This is a genomic window from Kitasatospora sp. NBC_00315 (genome assembly GCF_041435095.1).
Classification (GTDB): Bacteria; Actinomycetota; Actinomycetes; order Streptomycetales; family Streptomycetaceae; genus Kitasatospora.
The window spans coordinates 946,421-963,219 of sequence record NZ_CP108025.1; the positions used below are offsets into that span (position 1 = coordinate 946,421).

Annotated in this window: 16 protein-coding genes; 7 read left to right on the forward strand and 9 right to left on the reverse strand. The window is 73.8% G+C overall.

Translation table 11 applies throughout. From position 1 onward, the window contains the following. Window positions 1–199: 199 nt before the first annotated feature. The 5 genes from OG823_RS03965 to OG823_RS03985 all read right to left on the reverse strand — a co-directional run bounded on the left by OG823_RS03965 (window position 200) and on the right by OG823_RS03985 (window position 4,200). Window positions 200–454: an amphi-Trp domain-containing protein gene (locus OG823_RS03965; protein WP_371477531.1), complete on the reverse strand. Its 255-nt coding sequence runs from the start codon at window positions 452–454 to the stop codon at window positions 200–202. A 158-nt stretch (window positions 455–612) separates the two neighbouring features. After that, the gene (locus OG823_RS03970; protein WP_371477533.1) at window positions 613–1,041 is read right to left on the reverse strand and encodes a hypothetical protein; all 429 of its coding nucleotides are present in this window, start codon (window positions 1,039–1,041) and stop codon (window positions 613–615) included. Between the two features lie 434 nt (window positions 1,042–1,475). Beyond that, complete coding sequence (locus tag OG823_RS03975; RefSeq protein ID WP_371477535.1) at window positions 1,476–1,997, reverse strand: hypothetical protein; 522 nt, start codon at window positions 1,995–1,997, stop codon at window positions 1,476–1,478. A 154-nt stretch (window positions 1,998–2,151) separates the two neighbouring features. Then, the gene (locus tag OG823_RS03980; RefSeq protein WP_371477537.1) at window positions 2,152–3,048 is read right to left on the reverse strand and encodes a hypothetical protein; all 897 of its coding nucleotides are present in this window, start codon (window positions 3,046–3,048) and stop codon (window positions 2,152–2,154) included. A gap of 243 nt (window positions 3,049–3,291) precedes the next feature. Next, complete coding sequence (locus OG823_RS03985; RefSeq protein WP_371477540.1) at window positions 3,292–4,200, reverse strand: hypothetical protein; 909 nt, start codon at window positions 4,198–4,200, stop codon at window positions 3,292–3,294. Between the two features lie 248 nt (window positions 4,201–4,448). On the opposite strand from OG823_RS03985, the gene OG823_RS03990 reads away from it, so the two are divergent. The 3 genes from OG823_RS03990 (at window position 4,449) to OG823_RS04000 (ending at window position 6,234) form a co-directional block, all read left to right on the forward strand. Continuing rightward, window positions 4,449–5,198, forward strand: a complete 750-nt coding sequence (locus OG823_RS03990) for a TetR family transcriptional regulator (RefSeq protein ID WP_371477541.1) — start codon at window positions 4,449–4,451, stop codon at window positions 5,196–5,198. A 166-nt stretch (window positions 5,199–5,364) separates the two neighbouring features. Further along, window positions 5,365–5,559, forward strand: a complete 195-nt coding sequence (locus OG823_RS03995) for a DUF1918 domain-containing protein (RefSeq protein ID WP_371477543.1) — start codon at window positions 5,365–5,367, stop codon at window positions 5,557–5,559. A gap of 48 nt (window positions 5,560–5,607) precedes the next feature. Then, window positions 5,608–6,234 carry a DedA family protein gene (locus tag OG823_RS04000; protein WP_371477545.1) on the forward strand — a complete coding sequence of 209 codons (627 nt, stop codon included), beginning with the start codon at window positions 5,608–5,610 and terminating at the stop codon, window positions 6,232–6,234. 36 nt (window positions 6,235–6,270) lie between these two features. Here OG823_RS04000 and OG823_RS04005 read toward each other — a convergent pair whose 3' ends face one another. From OG823_RS04005 to OG823_RS04020, 4 genes are all read right to left on the reverse strand, one after another. Beyond that, entirely contained in the window at window positions 6,271–7,017 is a 747-nt protein-coding gene (locus OG823_RS04005) for a PIG-L deacetylase family protein (RefSeq protein WP_371477547.1), read from the reverse strand. A 70-nt stretch (window positions 7,018–7,087) separates the two neighbouring features. Continuing rightward, window positions 7,088–7,744 (reverse strand): NADPH-dependent F420 reductase, encoded by a 657-nt coding sequence (locus OG823_RS04010; RefSeq protein ID WP_371477549.1) that lies wholly within the window; start codon window positions 7,742–7,744, stop codon window positions 7,088–7,090. Between the two features lie 152 nt (window positions 7,745–7,896). Next, the gene (glmS, locus tag OG823_RS04015; RefSeq protein ID WP_371477550.1) at window positions 7,897–9,738 is read right to left on the reverse strand and encodes a glutamine--fructose-6-phosphate transaminase (isomerizing); all 1,842 of its coding nucleotides are present in this window, start codon (window positions 9,736–9,738) and stop codon (window positions 7,897–7,899) included. Between the two features lie 155 nt (window positions 9,739–9,893). After that, window positions 9,894–10,169, reverse strand: coding sequence for a hypothetical protein (locus OG823_RS04020; protein WP_371477551.1), 276 nt, complete (start codon window positions 10,167–10,169; stop codon window positions 9,894–9,896). Between the two features lie 477 nt (window positions 10,170–10,646). Between OG823_RS04020 and OG823_RS04025 the strand changes: the two genes are divergently transcribed. The 4 genes from OG823_RS04025 to OG823_RS04040 all read left to right on the forward strand — a co-directional run bounded on the left by OG823_RS04025 (window position 10,647) and on the right by OG823_RS04040 (window position 16,768). Then, window positions 10,647–11,750 (forward strand): hypothetical protein, encoded by a 1,104-nt coding sequence (locus OG823_RS04025; protein ID WP_371477552.1) that lies wholly within the window; start codon window positions 10,647–10,649, stop codon window positions 11,748–11,750. Window positions 11,751–11,983: 233 nt separating this feature from the next. Continuing rightward, complete coding sequence (locus OG823_RS04030) at window positions 11,984–13,429, forward strand: aspartate aminotransferase family protein (protein WP_371477553.1); 1,446 nt, start codon at window positions 11,984–11,986, stop codon at window positions 13,427–13,429. 177 nt (window positions 13,430–13,606) lie between these two features. Next, window positions 13,607–14,995, forward strand: coding sequence for a GNAT family N-acetyltransferase (locus tag OG823_RS04035; RefSeq protein ID WP_371477554.1), 1,389 nt, complete (start codon window positions 13,607–13,609; stop codon window positions 14,993–14,995). Window positions 14,996–15,505: 510 nt separating this feature from the next. Beyond that, window positions 15,506–16,768: a MurT ligase domain-containing protein gene (locus OG823_RS04040; protein ID WP_371477555.1), complete on the forward strand. Its 1,263-nt coding sequence runs from the start codon at window positions 15,506–15,508 to the stop codon at window positions 16,766–16,768. The last annotated feature ends 31 nt before the right edge of the window (window positions 16,769–16,799 follow it).

Genomic DNA, 16,799 nt, shown 5'->3' on the forward strand with positions numbered 1-16,799 from the left:
ACCTGCTGAGACTCCGGACTTCGCGGGACCTGGGACGACGTCCCGAGCCCGGCCGGGCCGAGCCGCCGGAGCGGGCGACGGATCGCAGCAGCGAGGTGTCCGGCCCCCGAGCCCGCGGGCCGGAGCGGGACGTCCGCGGTGCGACCTGCCCGAGGTGACCGGGCCTCCGGCTCTCTCCCGGTGCCGGCTCCTCGGCGGACTACGAGGGCTTCTCGTGCGGCTCGGCCTTCCTGGTCGACCACTTGAGCTCGATCTCGAGCTCGATCTCCTCCTCGCCCACCTCCACCTCGATCTCGCTGCGGAGCTCGTCGGGCATGTGCATGCTCAGTACTCCCGGTCCGAGATCGAGCTCGACCTGACCGCCGCGCTTCAGCCCGGCCGCGAGTGCGGAGAGCAGTTCAGCCGCCTCGACGCGCGAGAGTGAGCCCTTCTGCTCGAACTTCAGATCCTTCATGAGAAGCCTCCGATTTCCGCTGCGAACAACCCGTCCAGTCGAGTCTGCGCCGGTCGTCGCCGGGCGGCATCCCCTGGTCGGATCCCGCTCCCGCGAGGAGCTCCCCGACGAGCTGCCACGAACGGGTCCCGCGGGGCGGGCCCGGGAGGCCAGGCGGCTCAGGTCTCGTCGGGGCGGACCACGCACAGGCCCCAGATGACGAAGGCACAGACGGCCATCACGGTGACGGACCACGCCGGGTAGTACGGGATGGACAGGAAATTGGCGATGATGAGAAGCACCGCCACCGCCACGCCGATCACTCGGGCCCAGAGGGCCCGCTTGAACAGTCCGGCGGCCACCGCGATCGCGATGACGCCCAGGACCAGGTGGATCCATCCCCAGCTCGTCAGGTCGAACTTGAAGACGTAGTTCGGCGTACTGACGAAGACGTCGTCCTCGGCGATGCCCATGATGCCGCGGAGGACGGCGAGCGATCCGGCGAGCAGCAGCATCACGGCGGCGAAGCCGGCCAGACCGCCGGCCACGAAGGAACCACTGGCGGCGGATTTCCGGGTGGAAGGCGTGGGACGTGAGGTTGGGGACATTGGCGGACCTCGATTCGTGCGTTGCGGACTCGTCGAATCCTCGCGAACGCCAGGGGCGTGGACACCGGCAACGCGGACTTCGACCACCCGACACCAGCCTGTGCGTGTCCGGTGGGACGGCGGCGGCTCCGCCCGACTGTTCATCTCCGCCGGCCCGGGCGGTCGCCGAGGGCTGGAGCGCCAGTACTACGGTTCCCCGGATCCTCCTCCGCGACACCCGGACGACCGGGCCCACCGGACGCCACTTCCACCGGGCCGGGTCGTCGACGGGGCCGACCGCCGCGGGCTGCTGTCACGCTGCCAGCACCTGGGCCGGCGCATCACCGGGTTCAGGCGGCCGCCCGACCGGTGGTGAGGGCAGGGACGCGCCGCTCGGAGGCCGGACCGGGGCCGGCGGCGCGGGAGCGGCCCGGGGCCTCGCCGGCGCGGCGCGCTCAGTGGCCCACTAGGGCCTTGGCCCCCACGATCACCAGTCCCAGTACCAGGTTGACCAGGGCCTCCACGCCCGCCTGCCGGCGCGAGGCACGGGCGTGCAGGGCGCCGATGTAGGCCCAGGACACCTGCTGCGCCACGGCGACCGCGAGAGCGAACCACGCGGTGCCGGTCAGGCTCAGCCCGAGCAGCGGGCTGACCGCCACCGCGGCGGCCGGCAGTACGGCGGCCTCGACGATGGACCACTCGCCGCGCCCGACCCGGCGGACCTCCGGCCAGGTGAGCGACTGGCCGACCGTCCGCTCACCGGCGACGCGCGCGTAGACGTGGGTGGCCCAGAACACCAGCCCGGTGACGAGCAGCAGCACGACGGTCTCAAGGCGGGGGAACTCGCCGACGGTGCTCGCCGCGGCGAGCACCGAGGCGGCGAGCAGTGAGCCGTAGACGGCGCCCGCGTAGTCCGTCCGCGACGGCGCGCGCCCGTCCGGACGGCGTTCGCGCAGCCACGGGATGACATGGTTCACCGCCTCACCATACGAGCGCGCGACCCGGACCGCAGGCGCGCCACGCGTACGGACACGCGGGTGGCGCCCCGACCGGTGCGGTCGGCGCGGGGCTCGCCCGGGGCGCCGTGACCCCCGGCTCCGTCCCGGCCCGGGCGTCAGTCCCGCCCGGGCGTCAGTCCGGCCCGCGACGGCGCGCGCGCAGCACCAGCACGTACAGCGCCGACACGGCCGTGAGCAGCACGACGACGGCGAGCACGTGGCTGGAGGCGATCCTCAGATCGGCGACCAACGCCGTCACCAGGACTCCGACGATGAGCAGGATCGAGACGGCCGTCCGCAGGGCGACCATCGCGGCCCCCGGTCGAAGGACCCAGCGCCGGGCCGCCCGCGGGCCGACGGCGGGGCCCTCCACGGACGGGGCGTAGTAGGCCGTGGCTCGCGCGGCCAGCTTGGTCGTGGCACGCCGGTACATCTCGGCGCTCGCCGGGATCCAGATCAGCGGTACGACGCACCCGAGGGCCACCACGGCGGCGACACCGCTCCAGACGGCCAGCTGTCGTCCACGGCCCGCCGACTGTTCCCCGGCGGTCAGCAGCCCGATCAGGTACGCCAGGCGCTTCACCAGGACCCACCATCCCGTCCGGCCGGCCGGCTCCCCGTCCGCCGGCGCCTCGTCCGCCGACGCCTGGTCCGCCGACTCCTCGTCCGCCGGACCGGCCGCGTCGAGCAGCTCACGGGCCGCCTCCGGCGAGGAGCAGACGCCCTGCAGCACCAGCAGGTCCGCCGCCAGCTCGCCGGGCTCGCGATGCACCCCGGACAGGGCGGCGAGCTCCAGCACCATCCGGATCTGGGCGGACAGCGCCGCGACGAAGGCCGCCGGCCACAACAGCATGAACGGTCCGCCCAGGAAGGCCCCCTCCAACACCGAGGCGCGGACGCCCCGCGCGGTCGCCCGCTCCCGGTGCTGCGCGGGGCCGAGTCCTGGGTGCTCGGCCAGGATCGCCGCGGCCGACGCCTCGGCCCGCGGCCCCAGCAGTCGCACGGCCTGGACGGCCATCGCCTCGGGCATGTGGCGAGGCTCCGCCCTGGCCACCCGCAGCAGGGTGCGCGCCGGTCCGGAACCACGGGTCGCCGCTCGCCGATGGGCTCTCACTTTTCGCAGGCTAGCCCAAGGTCGCCTCGCGGAGCGGCATCGCCCCGGCCCGGTGGGCGGCCATCGGTGCCGCCCCACGGGCGCCCGCCCACGCCGGCGGCCGCAGCAGCCGCGACCGGCAGCGACGGCCGCTCGGTAGGGCGCCGCCCGGGCCCGCGCTCACGGGGGAACCGGGTCGTCGTCGTCACGGCGGGAGGAGATCTGCACGCGGGCCGAGCGCCACCGTGAGCGCATCTGCGTCACCACGTTGTGCCACTGCCGCCGGACCTCGTCGTCGGGAGGCCGGTCCCCGCGGCGGATGCGGCCGAGCTCGTCGTCCACCTCCCGGCCGAGCGCCGCCGACCCGACCATGACGAGCATGACGCCGAAGAACGCCGAGATCATCGCGAAGACCGCGCCGACCGGGCCGTAGCGGGTGGCATAGGAGCTGAACAGACGCGGCAGGTAGACCGTCGCGCCCACCGAGTAGGCCGTGGTGAGGACGGCCGAGAGCGCTCCGAACGCCAACAGGCTGCGCCGGTCGATCCGCTTCGCCGAGAGCACCCGGCCGCTCCAGACCAGGAAGACAGCCGTCAGCGGCGCCGCGCACAGCGAGGCGCCCAGCTCGAAGCGGCCACGGCCCAGGAGGATCCGGATCCAGCCGGTGAGCAGCAGGTACGTCGCCAGGCCGAGGACCCACCTGAGTCCGTTCGGCGTGTTGCGCACGCTGAGCGGCCTGAGCTCCCAGGTCTGCTCGAACAGCCGCTGCGCGGCACGCGTGAAACTCAGCACCGAGATCGTCAGGAAGACCGTCCCGACGACGTCCAGGCCGGTGCTCGTCGTGGCGCCCGGCGAGAACAGCTGCCTGACCGCCTCGGCGCCGCCCCCGCTGAGGCCGTAACGGTCGATGAGCCGGTCCGCGACACCCTTGGTGCCGGTCTGGGAGAGGAGCCCGGCACCGAGGACCGCGAGCGGAACCAGCGCGGTCAGCGCGCTGGAGGCCAACGCCATCGAGCGGTCGAACCCGACGACCCGCTGGAAGCGGTTGACGACGCGCAACGCGAAGGCCGGACGCAGCCAGAACGTCAACGTCCTGACGACGCGCTCGCGATCGATGCGTGCCGTCCCACCCTCCCGGGCTCTCGAAGCTGCGTGGCCGAGCCGACCCTAACCCGGCGGCGCCGCGGCGGACGGCTCCGACGCGTCGGCGACACCCGCCGCCTCGCCGGCCCACGCGACTCCCCCACCTGCACCCCCGCGCACTCCCCGCGCACCGGCCGCGCACCGCTCGTGGCGGTGATTCGCCGGGCGAACGCCGGATGCGGCACAGTGGCCCCATGAGGGCGGACACGGACCGGCAGGAGCCCGCCGGGCGCAGCGGCACCCGGCGCCGGCCGGTGCAGCAGCGCAGCCAGGAGCGGTACGAGCGGATCGTCGACGCCTGCGCGGCGCTGCTCGACGAGGCCGGCGCCACCGCCCTCACCACCAAGGCGGTCGCCCAGCGCGCCCGGGTCCCGATCGGCACGCTCTACCAGTTCTTCTCCGGCAAGGAGAGCCTGCTGGCCGCGCTCGCCGCCCGGAACCTGGAGCGCTACCTCGACCGGCTGGCCCGGCGGCTGGCGGAGCGGCCCGCGGGCGGGACGGCTCCGACGGTGGCCGGGTTCGTGGAGCTGGCCGTGGAGGAGTTCGTCGCCATGAAGCGGGCCCTGCCGGGCTTCGGGCAGGTCGACTTCGGCCTGGTCGTGCCCACCCCGGCCGGCGTCCGCGACGACCTGCACCTGCTCGACACCGCGCTGGACAACAACACGGCGGTGGCGCTGCGCCTTCAGGAGCTCGGTGGCGGCCTCTTCGCGGCGGGGCCCGCCTGCGGGCCGGACGGCGGCCCGGACCTCGGCGGCCGGCCGGACGGCGGCCCGGACCCAGGCGGCCGGCCGGGCGTCGCCCTCACCCTGCGGGTCGCCCTGGAGGCCGCCGACGCGGTGCTGAAACTGGCCTTCCGCACCGACCCGGACGGGGATCCGGTGCTGATCGCCGAGTGCAAACGCCTGCTCGTCCGTTATCTGGCCGCGCCGCCGGGGAGCGACTGAACCGTGCCGGGCGCGCGGCCCGGGGCCCCGCGCGGCGCGCCCGGCGCGGCGCAAGCGTTGCGGGCAGGTCCTCGGCGCAGCACAGTGGAAGCAGGACGACTGCCCCGAGAACGGCAGCCGGCCTGTCGCGAGCACCACGACAGCCGTCACGACGAAGGAGCAGATCGTGCATGCAGCGGTAGGTGACCAGCTCCACATCCACAGCAGGGCGGTGGGCATGACGGACCGCACCGGTGAGATCACCGAGGTGCGCGGCCCCAACGGCGAACCGCCGTACCTGGTCCACTTCGAGGACGGCCACGAGGGGCTCGTCTACCCGGGCCCGGACACCGTCGTCGAGCACAGCAGGAAGATCAGCTGACGCGCGCCGCCCGTCCCGTACCGGCCCGGTACGGGACGGGCCGATAGCGTGTCCGACTCCCTGCCCGGCCCGCTGGCCGCCCTCGCCCCGGTGCTCGACCACTACGGGTACCTGGCGGTGGGCGTTCTCGTGCTGCTCGACAACTGCGGAATCCCGGTCCCCGGCCAGACCATCATGGTGCTCGCCGCCGTGTACGCCGGCGCCGGGCACCTGAGCCTGGCCGGCGTCGTCGCCGTGGCGCTCACGGCGGCGATCGCCGGCAACACCCTGGGGTACGTCATCGGGCGTACCGGCGGCAAGGCGTTCGTGCACCGCTGGGGCCGCTACGTGCTGCTCACCCCCGCCCGGGTGGAGCGCGCCGAGGTCTTCTTCCGGCGCCACGGCGGCAAGGTGGTCACCGTCGCCCGCTTCGTGGACGGCCTGCGTCAGGCCAACGGCATCATCGCGGGCACCACCGGAATGGACGCTCGCCGGTTCAGCGTCTTCAACACGCTCGGGGCGGCGCTGTGGGTCGGCGTCTGGTGCGCCGCCGGCTACCTGGCGGGCGCCAACATCGGCGCGGTGTACGAGCGGGCCCTGCGCTACCAGCTGTGGTTGCTGCTCGGGCTCGGTGTGCTCCTCGTCGCGCTCGGCGTGCACCAGGTGCTGCGCCGGCGGCGCCGCGCGCGGGGCTGACGGCCCGCCACCTCGGCGGGGGCCGCCGGTACCGGGTCAGCCGAACGTCAGCTGCAGCACCTCGAACGGCGAGGCGTACCGGGCGCCCAGCCGGGTGCCGGCCTCGCGGGCGAGGCCCTCCAGGAAGTCCGGCGCGTTCGCCATGTCGCCGCCGAGGCCCTCCAGGTACGCCTTGTGGGCGCGCAGCGAGGCCACGCCGACGTCGAAGAAGTCGGTGGTGTCGGCGGCGTGCGCGGCCTGGGGGGAGCCGGCCGCCCACAGTTCGCGCACCCCGCCCCACGGCTCGTGGCCCTCGTCGAGGAGGTCGGGGAACACCCAGCGGTTGCCGGCGTCGCGGATCGCGTCCAGGACCGATCGCCCGACCGCGATGTGGTCGGCCTGGTTGGGCACGACGCCGCCGTAGGTGTCGCGGAAGTTGGCGGTGAGGACGATCTCCGGGCGGTGCCGGCGGATCGCCCGGGAGATGTCGCGGCGCAGTGTCAGGCCGTACTCCAGTACGCCGTCCGGGTGGCCGAGGAACTCCACCACCGGGACGCCGACCAGCGCGGCGGAGGCGACCTGCTCCGCCTCGCGGATCGGCCGGCAGTGCTCCGGTGCCAGCGTGTCGATGCCGGCCTCGCCGCTGGTGACCATCACGTAGACGACCTGTTTGCCCTGGGATGTCCATCGGGCCACCGCGGCGGCCGCGCCGTACTCCATGTCGTCGGGGTGGGCGACGACGGCCAAGGCGCTCTGCCAGTCCTCCCGCAGGGGCCGGTAGGGCTCGGGCTGCTGCTCGTTCATCGGCACACGGCTTCCTGTGTCGGCGTGCCCCGCCGGAGCACGCTCCCCTGGTCAGGCTACGCCCGTGGGCTCAGCCGGCCGACCGGAAGGAGTAGTTGAAGTCGACACTGTCGAAGTGCCCCATCATTCGCAGCCAGAACGGCATCAGCATCTCCAGGCCGCGGGCGCCCTTGATGTCGCCGAGGTCGATGATCGAGCCGGTCGGCCAGCCGAAGCGTGCCAGCAGCAGGGCGACCTCGGCCTTGGCCCCGGGGTCGTCGCCCGCCAGGAAGAGGTTGTGCTCCCCCGGCACCCGGCCCGGGTCGACCATCACCGGGGCGCTCATGGTGTTCAGTGCCTTGACCACCCTGGCCTGCGGGAACTCCCGCTGGATCTGCTCGCCGACGCTGTCCGTGGCCACCGGGTCGAGGCCGACCTCGCCCTCCGGTGAGAAGACCAGCGGGTTGGACACGTCGACGAGGATCTTGCCGGCCAGGCTCTCCCCGCCGACGGCGCGCAGGGCCTGGAGCGAGACGGTGCCGGCCGTGGCGTTGACGATCCACTCGCCGAAGGCGGCGGCCTCGGCGAAGGTGCCGCCGTGGCCGTGCGGGCCGGCCTGCTCGGCCCAGGTGGTGGCGGCGGAGTTCTCCTTGCTGCGCGAGCCGAGCGTCACCTCGTGCCCGAGGCTGAGCAGCTTGTCCGCCAGGGTGCGGCCGACCGTACCCGTACCGATGATCCCGAACCGCACGCGCGTCTCCCGTCCATGGCCTTCGTCAGCAGACCGACGATAGGTCACATGTCCTGGCGCGACGGCCGTTTCACGGCGGCGCGCCCGCGAGTCCGGCCGGGCCGGTGCCGGGCTCCGCGGCGGCGCGGAGCCCGGCACCGGCGGTCCGGGGGCTACTCCACCGTGACGCTCTTGGCCAGGTTGCGGGGCTTGTCGACGTCCCGGCCGAGGGCGACCGCCGCGTGGTACGCGAACAGCTGGAGCGGGATGTTGAGCAGCAGCGGGTCGAGCTCCGGCTCGCTCTTGGGGACGAGGATGCAGTGGTCCGCGAGCTTGGTCTCGGGGGTGCGGTGGGCGACCGCCAGGACGCGGCCGGCCCGGGCCTTGATCTCGCCGAGGGTGGTGAGGTTCTTGTCGAGCAGCTCGTCGTCCGGCACCAGGGCGACGGTCGGCAGGTCGGGGTTGATCAGGGCCAGCGGGCCGTGCTTGAGCTCACTCGCGGGGTACGCCTCGGCGTGGACGTAGCTGATCTCCTTGAGCTTCTGCGCGCCCTCGCGGGCGACCGGGAAGCCGCGGACGCGCCCGATGAACATCATGCCCTCGCAGTGGGCGTACTCGCGGGCCAGCCCGGCGATGTGCTCGTCGTGCTCCAGGATCTCCCGGATCTGCCCCGGCAGGGCCTTGAGGGCGGCCACGATGCGCCGCCCGTCGGCGGGCGAGAGGTCGTGGATTCGGCCGAAGTGCAGGGCGAGCAGGGCGAAGGCGACGACCGTGGAGGTGAACGCCTTGGTGGAGGCGACCGAGATCTCGGGCCCGGCGTGCAGGTAGATCCCGCCGTCGCACTCACGGGCGATGGCGCTGCCGACGGTGTTCACGACGCCCAGGACCCGGCCGCCCTTGCGCTTGATCTCCTGGACGGCGGCGAGCGTGTCGTAGGTCTCGCCGGACTGGCTGACCGCGACGTAGAGCGTGTCGGCCTCGATCACCGGGTTGCGGTAGCGGAACTCGGAGGCGGGCTCGCTGTGGGCGGGGATCCGGGCCAGCTCCTCGATCAGCTGGGCGCCCATCTCACCGGCGTAGTAGGCCGAGCCGCAGCCGAGGATCTTCACCCGGCGGATCTCGCGCAGCTCGCGGGCGTCCAGGTTGAGCCCGCCGAGGTGGGCGGTGGCGAAGCGCTCGTCGAGTCGTCCGCTGAGGGTGCGCTCCACCGAGCCCGGCTGCTCGTGGATCTCCTTGAGCAGGAAGTGCTCGAACCCGGCGGTGTCGTAGGAGTCGATCTCCCAGTCCACGGTGGACGGCTGGCGGTGCGTGGTGCGGGCGTCCTCGGTGAAGGTGCGGAAGCCGTCGGCGCGGACCGTGGCGAGCTCGCCGTCCTCCAGGTGGACGACCTGGCGGGTGTAGCGGACCAGGGCGGAGACGTCCGAGGCGACGAACATCTCCTTCTCGCCGATGCCGAGCACGATCGGGCTGCCGTTGCGGGCGACCACGATCCGGTCGGGCCGGGTGGCGTCCAGGACGGCGATGCCGTAGGTACCGACGACCTTGCCGAGTGCGGCGCGGACGGCGTCCTCCAGCTCGGTGCCCTCGGTGAGGTGGGCGGCGATCAGGTGGGCGAGCACCTCGGTGTCGGTCTCCGAGAGGAAGACGGCCCCGTCGACGGTCAGCTTGGCGCGCAGTTCGTCGGCGTTCTCGATGATCCCGTTGTGGACGACCGCGATGCGCTCGGCGTTGTCCAGGTGCGGGTGCGCGTTGGCGTCGCTGGGCGCGCCGTGGGTGGCCCAGCGGGTGTGCCCGATGCCGGCGGCGCCCTTGCCCGTCCCCTTGGAGAAGGCGGCCGGTACGACGGCCGCGAGGTCGGCGACCCGGCCCTTGACCTTGCGCACCTTCAGGCCGCCGCTGCGGCCGCTCACCGCGATGCCGGCCGAGTCGTAGCCGCGGTACTCCAGCCGCTGCAGACCCTCCAGCAGGAAGGGGGTCGCGTCCTTGGGGCCGATGTAGGCAACGATTCCGCACATGGGTCGCTGGCTCCTTCTCTCAGGTACAGACGGGTACGGGCGGTGGCGGGGTTCGGGCGGCCGCGGGCCGGGCCGCGTCGGTCGGGCCGACGGGGGCCGGTCCGGCGCGATCCCGAGGTCCGCCGCGGAACGGGGCGGCGCCGGCGGGCGCCGGCTCAGCCGTAGACGATCCGGCGCAGCTGACGGGCGGAGAGCCCGGGTGCCGCCACCCGGCGGGCGGACAGCTCCTGCGCCAGCCGGGCGAAGATCTTCTCGTTGGTGAGGCCGCGTGCCTGCAACTCGCCGTGGCGTCGGCGGACGTACTCCTCGGTGCCCTCCGAGAAGTACGCCAGCACCTCCGCGACGACCCGCGCGGCCTCCCGCGGCCCGAGCGGGCTGATGCGGGTGAGGTGGGCGAGCAGGTCCTCATGAGGGTGCGGTGAGCTGGACACGAGAGGGGAGCCTAGGCGGGAGAACCGCCGGCAATCAAAGATTCTGCCCGAAATCGGGCAGATATTCAGACTTTCGGCTCCATCCCTCGCGTCGAACGGCCACCGGGCCGCCGGGCCGCCGGGCCGCCGAGGCATCGGGCCACCCCGGCCACCCCGGCCACCCCGGCCACCCCGGCCACCCCGGCCACCGCGGCCACCGCGGCCACCGCCACGAGATCGCCGGGGCGGCCCCGGCGCCCCGGCGCGACACCACCGACCCACCCCGTTCGGAGCACTCCGCCCGGTGCGGACCCCGCGGGTCCTCGGCGACCCGGCAGGCCTTGCGCCCCACGGGCCACGAGCGTTTGGTCCGCCCGCCTGGATGTGCGATAACGTCGCCGACATCTCCCGAACGGCGGTCAGAAACCAGGTTCAACGGTCCGGTTCCGTCAGGATGGGGGCGAACCGTCCGTCTCGATCCGCCGGGGGATCCTCGTCATGCAACCGCGAGTCTTCGCGATCCTCACCGCCTTTCTGCTCGGCGTCCTGGGCCTCGGGTCGGTGGCGGTCACCGACTGGACGCCCGCCGCAGCGCCCGCACTGGCAGCCTCGCCCTCGGCCGGCAGCGCGGCGCCCCCGTCCGCGGCCGTCTCGGCGACGCCGACCGGCGACCCGGCCGTCTGGACGCGCAGCACACTGCGGAACAAGCTGATGACCGAGATGGACCGGACCGATCCCGGTGTCGCGCTCGCCGACCTGGACCGGATCACCAAGGCTCAGCCCTACACCGTCCGGTTCTGCCACCCGATCGCGCACGAACTCGGGCACGCGGCGGTCAAGCGCTACAACGAGGACTTCCAGAAGGTCATCTCCTTCCCGCACGAGACCTGCGCGGCCGGATACCTGCACGGCGCGGTCGAGGAGATGCTGGCCGCCTCCAAGCAGCCCGAGGTCGACCTGCTCAAGCTGTGCGCGCCCGCCAACAAGGGCGCGTGCATCCACGGCGTCGGCCACGGCACCATGTTCGTCGCCAAGCAGGACGTCCCGGCCGCCCGCGCCCTGTGCAACGAGTTCACCACCAACACGAACAGGATCCGGTGCTCCGAGGGCCTGTTCATGCAGCTCTTCGGCCCGGACGAGGAGGACGAGAAGGCCAAGGCGAACCTGCCGGCCGACAAGCTCGCCGCCGAGCCGCTGTACCCGTGCCCGGAGCAGCCCGCGCTGTTCCAGTCGGCCTGCTTCTTCTACGCGCCGACCTACTACCTCAGCTCGCACGACTACGCCAACCACCCCGAGGCCTTCGCCGGCGCCCTCAAGTGGTGTCTGAACGCCAGGGCGAGCGGCGGCGAGACGGACTGCAGCCGAGGAGTGGGCTCACGCACCATGAAGTACAACCTCGACCGGGAGGACTGGGCCGCCCAGCAGTGCGCCACCGCCGCCGACGCCTCCCAGCGCAAGGCCTGCGCGGAGGGGCTGGTCAGCTACTACACCGTCAACTACACCGACGGCGGCGCGGCCGGCCGGCTCTGCGCCAAGATCACCGACAAGGAGATGCAGGGCTACTGCCGCTCCGCCGCCGGGATCTCCGGCACGCTGGACTGACGCCGCCGGCCGACGCGACGCCGACCCGCGGCCGGCCGGCCCCGAGGCTCCACGGCAAAGGCGCCACCCGGCCGGGGAACCCGCTGGTCGGAGGCACGTTCCGGCGGGTCCCCGGGCACCCGACCACCGGGCGCCCGGGGACCTGCCGCCGTTCGCCGCACCGTAGGATCGGTGGCATCCAGGTGCGCCGAGGACGCCGCGCCGTCCGGCCCCCACCTGCTGGAGTCAGCACCATGAGCCCCGCCCCCGACGACTTCCGCGCCGCCGCCCACACGGCCGCCGACCTGGTCAGCGACTACCTCGACGGACTGCCGGACCGCCCGGTCTGGCAGCCGATGGAGCCGGCCGATCGCAAGGCCCTGCTGCAGGCACCGCTGCCCGAGGGCGGCGCGCCGCTGACCGACCTGCTCGACTTCATCGGCGCCGGCGTGATGCCGGCCCCGATGGGCAACGGCAACCCGCGGTTCTTCGGCTGGGTCAACTCCGCCCCCGCGCCGGCCGGCGTGCTCGCCACGCTGGCGGCCTCCGCGATGAACCCGAGCTCGGCCGGCGGCGACCACGCGGACGTCCACCTCGAGCGCACCGTCGTGCGCTGGATCGCCGAGCTGGTCGGCTTCCCGCACCCGGCCGGCGGCGGGCTGCTGACCTCCGGCACCTCGATGGCGACCATCCTCTGCCTGGCCGCCGCGCGGGGCCGCGCCGCTCGCCTGGCCGGCTGGGACATCCGCGAGGACGGGCTCGCCGGCATGCCGCCACTGGTCGCGTACGCCACCGGGGAGACGCACTCCTGTGTCCGCAAGGCCGCCGAGCTGCTGGGCCTGGGCAGCAAGCACCTGCGGACGGTCGCGACCGGCCCCGACGGCCTGCTGGACGTCGCCGAGCTGCGCGCCGCCGTTGCCCGCGACCGCGCCGAGGGCCTGCTGCCCTTCCTGGTGGTCGCCTCCGCCGGCACCGTCGGCACCGGCGCGGTGGACGCCTTCGACCCGATCGCCGACATCTGCGCCGAGGAGCAGCTGTGGCTGCACGTGGACGGTGCGTACGGTGCCTTCGGCGTGCTCGACCCCGAGATCGCGCACCGCTACGCCGGGCTGGGGCGGGCCGACTCCCTCGCGCTGGACCCGCACAAGTGGCTGGGCGTGCCGGTGGACTGCGGCTGCGCCCTGGTGCGCGACACCGACGAGCTGCGCGGCACGTTCAGCCTCGTCCCGTCCTACCTGCGCGACGAGGCGGCGGGCGAGCTCGGCTGGTTCTCCGAGTACGGCATGGAGCAGACCCGTCCGTTCCGCTCGCTGAAGGTCTGGGCGACCATCGCGCACCGGGGCCGGCAGGGCATCTCGGACGACATCGCCCGCTGCACCGCGCTGGCCCGCCGGCTCGGCGAGATGGTCGAGGCGGATCCGGAGCTGGAGCTGCTCGCGCCGGTGCAGACCTCGATCGTGGCCTTCCGGCACCGGGTCGGCGGCCTGGCACCGGAGGCGGTGAACGCGGTCAACCGCGAGCTGCCGGTGGCGGTCCAGCTGCGCGGCCGGGTGTTCGTCACGGGCGCGCTGCTCGACGGCCGGGAGATGCTCCGGGCCTGTCTGCTCAACGCGGCCACGACGGAGGCCGATCTCGAACTCCTGCTGGCCGAGGTCCGCGCTGTGGGAGACGCGCTGACGGAGCGTTCGGCGGCGCGCTGACCTGCCCGGTCGCCCGTCACCGGCCCGCCCGGATTACCGCTGCGCGAAACGGGGCGGAATCCGGGCGGAATCCGGGCGTCGATGATCGAGTGCGCGTGCGAATGGTCCGGCGAGACATTTACCCACAGGTCACGGAGGATTCGTGACCACGAAACACCCGCACGACAGCATGCAGTCATGGACGATCTGACGAACGGCCGATCCCTCGCCCCGACGACCTCCCGCGCACAGCGCCGCGGCGCCCGGACCCATCGCTGGCGTCGGGACACCGTGGAACTCGCCGCGGTCTTCCTCTCCGTCACCGCCGCCGACCTGGTGGCCAAGATCGTCGTGCACGGCCCCGAGGGCCCGGTGGTGCTGGCCACCTCCGCGGTGATGCTGCTCGCCACGGCGCTGTTCCACACCTGGTGGGCACACCGCCACCTGCACGGGCCCCCGTCGCCCGACACCGCCGCGCCACCCGGTGAGGGCGCGGCGGAGCTGACCGGCCCGCTGCACGACTTCGAGCAGACCACGCTGTGGCGGGTGCGCACCACGGTCGAGGACTCCCCCGGCAGCCTGGCGCGGGTGTGCACGGCGTTCGCCGAGCAGCAGGTCAACATCATCTCGATGCAGTCCCACCCGCTGCCCACCGGCACGGTCGACGAGTTCCTGGTCCGCGCCCCGCTGGGCCTCACCCGGGCCGAGCTGACCCGTACGGTCGCCTCGGCCGGCGGACACGACATCTGGACGGACCCGGCCGACGCCCACGACCTGGTGGACGTCCCGACGCACGTGCTCGCCCTGGCGACGCGTACCGCGCTGGACGCCGCCGAGCTGCCCGTCGCGCTGCGCCAGCTGTTCGGCCGGTGCACCATCCGCCAGTTCCCGGGGGCCGGGAGGCGCGCGACGGCCGGGCTGGAGGGCCATGTGATGCGGCTGCCCGCACCCTCGGGGGACCTCATCGAGCTGACCCGCCCGCACCTGCCCTTCACCCCGACCGAGTTCGCCCGGGCCCAGGCGCTGGTCGAGCTGGACACCCTGCTGGGGCCGCGGGTGCCGCAGGTCAAGGCACGCCTGACGATGCCCGCCGGCGCAGACCTGACCGTCCGCCGGGCGGACGCGAGCGACAAGGAGGCCGCGCTGGCCATGCACGGCCGCTGCTCCCCGGACACCCTGCGCAAGCGCTACCACGGCCCGGTCACGGACGCCGCCCGCTACCTGGACCACCTGCTCGACGAACGGCACGGCCAGGCCCTTGCGGTCGAGGCCGCGGACGGCCGGCTCGTCGCGCTCGGCCACCTGATGTGGGACGACGACAGCGCCGAGGTCGCCGTGCTGGTCGAGGACGCCTGGCAGCGCCGGGGCCTCGGGCTGGATCTGCTTCGGCGGATGTCCGCGCTGGCCCTGGAGGCCGGGATCGACAGCGTGTACGCGATCACCCAGGCGTCCAACACCGGACTGATCGCCACCATGCGCAAGCTCTCCGCGCCGCTCGACTACCAGGTCGAGGACGGCACCCTGGTGATCACCGCCCACCTGGCCGAGGCCACCGCCGAGCTGCCCGCCCCCTGGGCCGGCCGCTGACACCGGGCCGCTGCCCCGGGCCGACCGTCCGCGAGGAACCCGGCCGCTGACAGACCGACGCTGCCCCGCGCCCCCAGGGCCCGGGGCAGCGTCACGTCGACGTCCCGGTGACCGCACCGGGCCGGCAGAGCCCGCCGGGGCCGGGCAGTGACGCAGATCACCGGCCCCGCCGGGCTCCGGTGGTGCGGCCGCCGCCCCGGAGCCGGCCGGGGAACCGACACCCCGGTGGGCACCGTCCTACCGGGCGGAGCCCGTTCGAACGCCCGGCCCGCACCACCGGCCGGCGCGGAGCGCTCCGCGCGCGCCGCACCGGCCGGGAGCCCGCCCCGCGGCGCGCGGCAGGGCCGCCTGACCACACATCAGGCCGTCGTACCGGTAATCCCGGCAGGCAGCACCGGGTGCGGGGCACCGTACCGGCGCCCGGAGTCGGTAGGCTGGCCCCGTCCCCGCCGCCCGACGGTCCGTATCCCGGCCGACGAGCGGTGCCGCAGCAAGGAGGAACCACTGAGCATGGCAGGCACCGAAACGGAGGCCACAGGCGCGCGCGACGGCTCGCTGCCCGCCCGCGCCAAGATCGCCGTCACCGCCGGCCGGGTGGCCGCCGCCGTCTCCCGCAAGGCCGGCCGCGGCAGCGGTTCGGTGATCGGGGGCAAGATCGCTCTCAGGCTCGACCCCGATCTGCTCGCCACCCTCGCCGACCACCTCGACGTCATCCTGGTCAGCGCGACCAACGGCAAGACCACCACCACCCGCCTGATCGCGGAGGCGCTGCGGGCCGCGGGCCCGGTGGTCTCCAACGCCCTGGGCGCCAACATGCCCGCCGGCATCACCTCCGCGCTGGCGGGCGGCTCCGACGCGCGCTTCGGCGTGATCGAGGTCGACGAGAAGTACCTCGCCGGGGTCGCCCGCGACACCCGGCCGAAGGCGATCGCCCTGCTCAACCTGTCCCGCGACCAGCTCGACCGGGCCGCCGAGACCCGGATGATGGCCGAGAAGTGGCGCGAGGGCCTCAAGGACTCCGAGGCCGTGATCATCGCCAACGCGGACGACCCGTTGGTGACCTGGGCCGCGTCCTCCTGCAAGAAGGTGGTCTGGGTGGCCGCCGGACAGGCGTGGAAGGAGGACGCCTGGTCCTGCCCCGCCTGCGGCGGCGTGATGCAGCGCCCCGGCGACGACTGGTTCTGCCAGGACTGCGGCTTCCGCCGGCCCAACCCGCACTGGGCCCTGCAGGGCACCCACGTGGTCGACCCGCAGCGCGGCGCCTGGCCGATCCAGCTCCAGCTGCCCGGGCGCGCCAACCTGGCCAACGCCACCAGCTCGGCCGCCGTCGCGGCCGTGTTCGGTGTCCCGCCGCAGGTCGCGCTGGAGCGGATGCAGGCGGTGACGGCCGTGGCCGGCCGCTACGACGTCGTCCAGTACCAGGGCCGCGACATAAGGCTGCTGCTGGCGAAGAACCCGGCCGGCTGGCTGGAGACCTTCTCGCTGATCGACGGGCCGCCCGCGCCGGTGATCCTCTCGGTGAACGCGATGGACGCCGACGGCACCGACACCTCCTGGCTCTGGGACGTGGACTACGAGCGCCTGGCCGGGCACCCGGTCTTCGTGATGGGTCAGCGCAAGCTGGACCTCGCGGTGCGCCTGGAGGTCGCCGGGCTCCAGTTCCACGTGGTGGAGTCGCTGGAGCACGCGGTTCGGATGGCACCTCCCGGGCGGATCGAGGCGATCGCCAACTACACCGCTTTCCAGCAGCTCCGGAAGGTCGTGGCTGGCTGATGTCGACCCCAGGAAGCGGCCCGGGCACCGG

Coding starts and splice junctions, on each gene's coding strand:
- OG823_RS04030 (WP_371477553.1), top strand. CDS start 11,984: ATGAGCCCCGCCCCCGACGACTTCCGCGCCGCCGCCCACACGGCCGCC.
- OG823_RS03970 (WP_371477533.1), bottom strand. CDS start 1,041: ATGTCCCCAACCTCACGTCCCACGCCTTCCACCCGGAAATCCGCCGCC.
- OG823_RS03980 (WP_371477537.1), bottom strand. CDS start 3,048: ATGCCCGAGGCGATGGCCGTCCAGGCCGTGCGACTGCTGGGGCCGCGG.
- glmS (WP_371477550.1), bottom strand. CDS start 9,738: ATGTGCGGAATCGTTGCCTACATCGGCCCCAAGGACGCGACCCCCTTC.
- OG823_RS04025 (WP_371477552.1), top strand. CDS start 10,647: ATGCAACCGCGAGTCTTCGCGATCCTCACCGCCTTTCTGCTCGGCGTC.
- OG823_RS03965 (WP_371477531.1), bottom strand. CDS start 454: ATGAAGGATCTGAAGTTCGAGCAGAAGGGCTCACTCTCGCGCGTCGAG.
- OG823_RS04040 (WP_371477555.1), top strand. CDS start 15,506: ATGGCAGGCACCGAAACGGAGGCCACAGGCGCGCGCGACGGCTCGCTG.
- OG823_RS04005 (WP_371477547.1), bottom strand. CDS start 7,017: ATGAACGAGCAGCAGCCCGAGCCCTACCGGCCCCTGCGGGAGGACTGG.
- OG823_RS04035 (WP_371477554.1), top strand. CDS start 13,607: ATGGACGATCTGACGAACGGCCGATCCCTCGCCCCGACGACCTCCCGC.
- OG823_RS03990 (WP_371477541.1), top strand. CDS start 4,449: ATGAGGGCGGACACGGACCGGCAGGAGCCCGCCGGGCGCAGCGGCACC.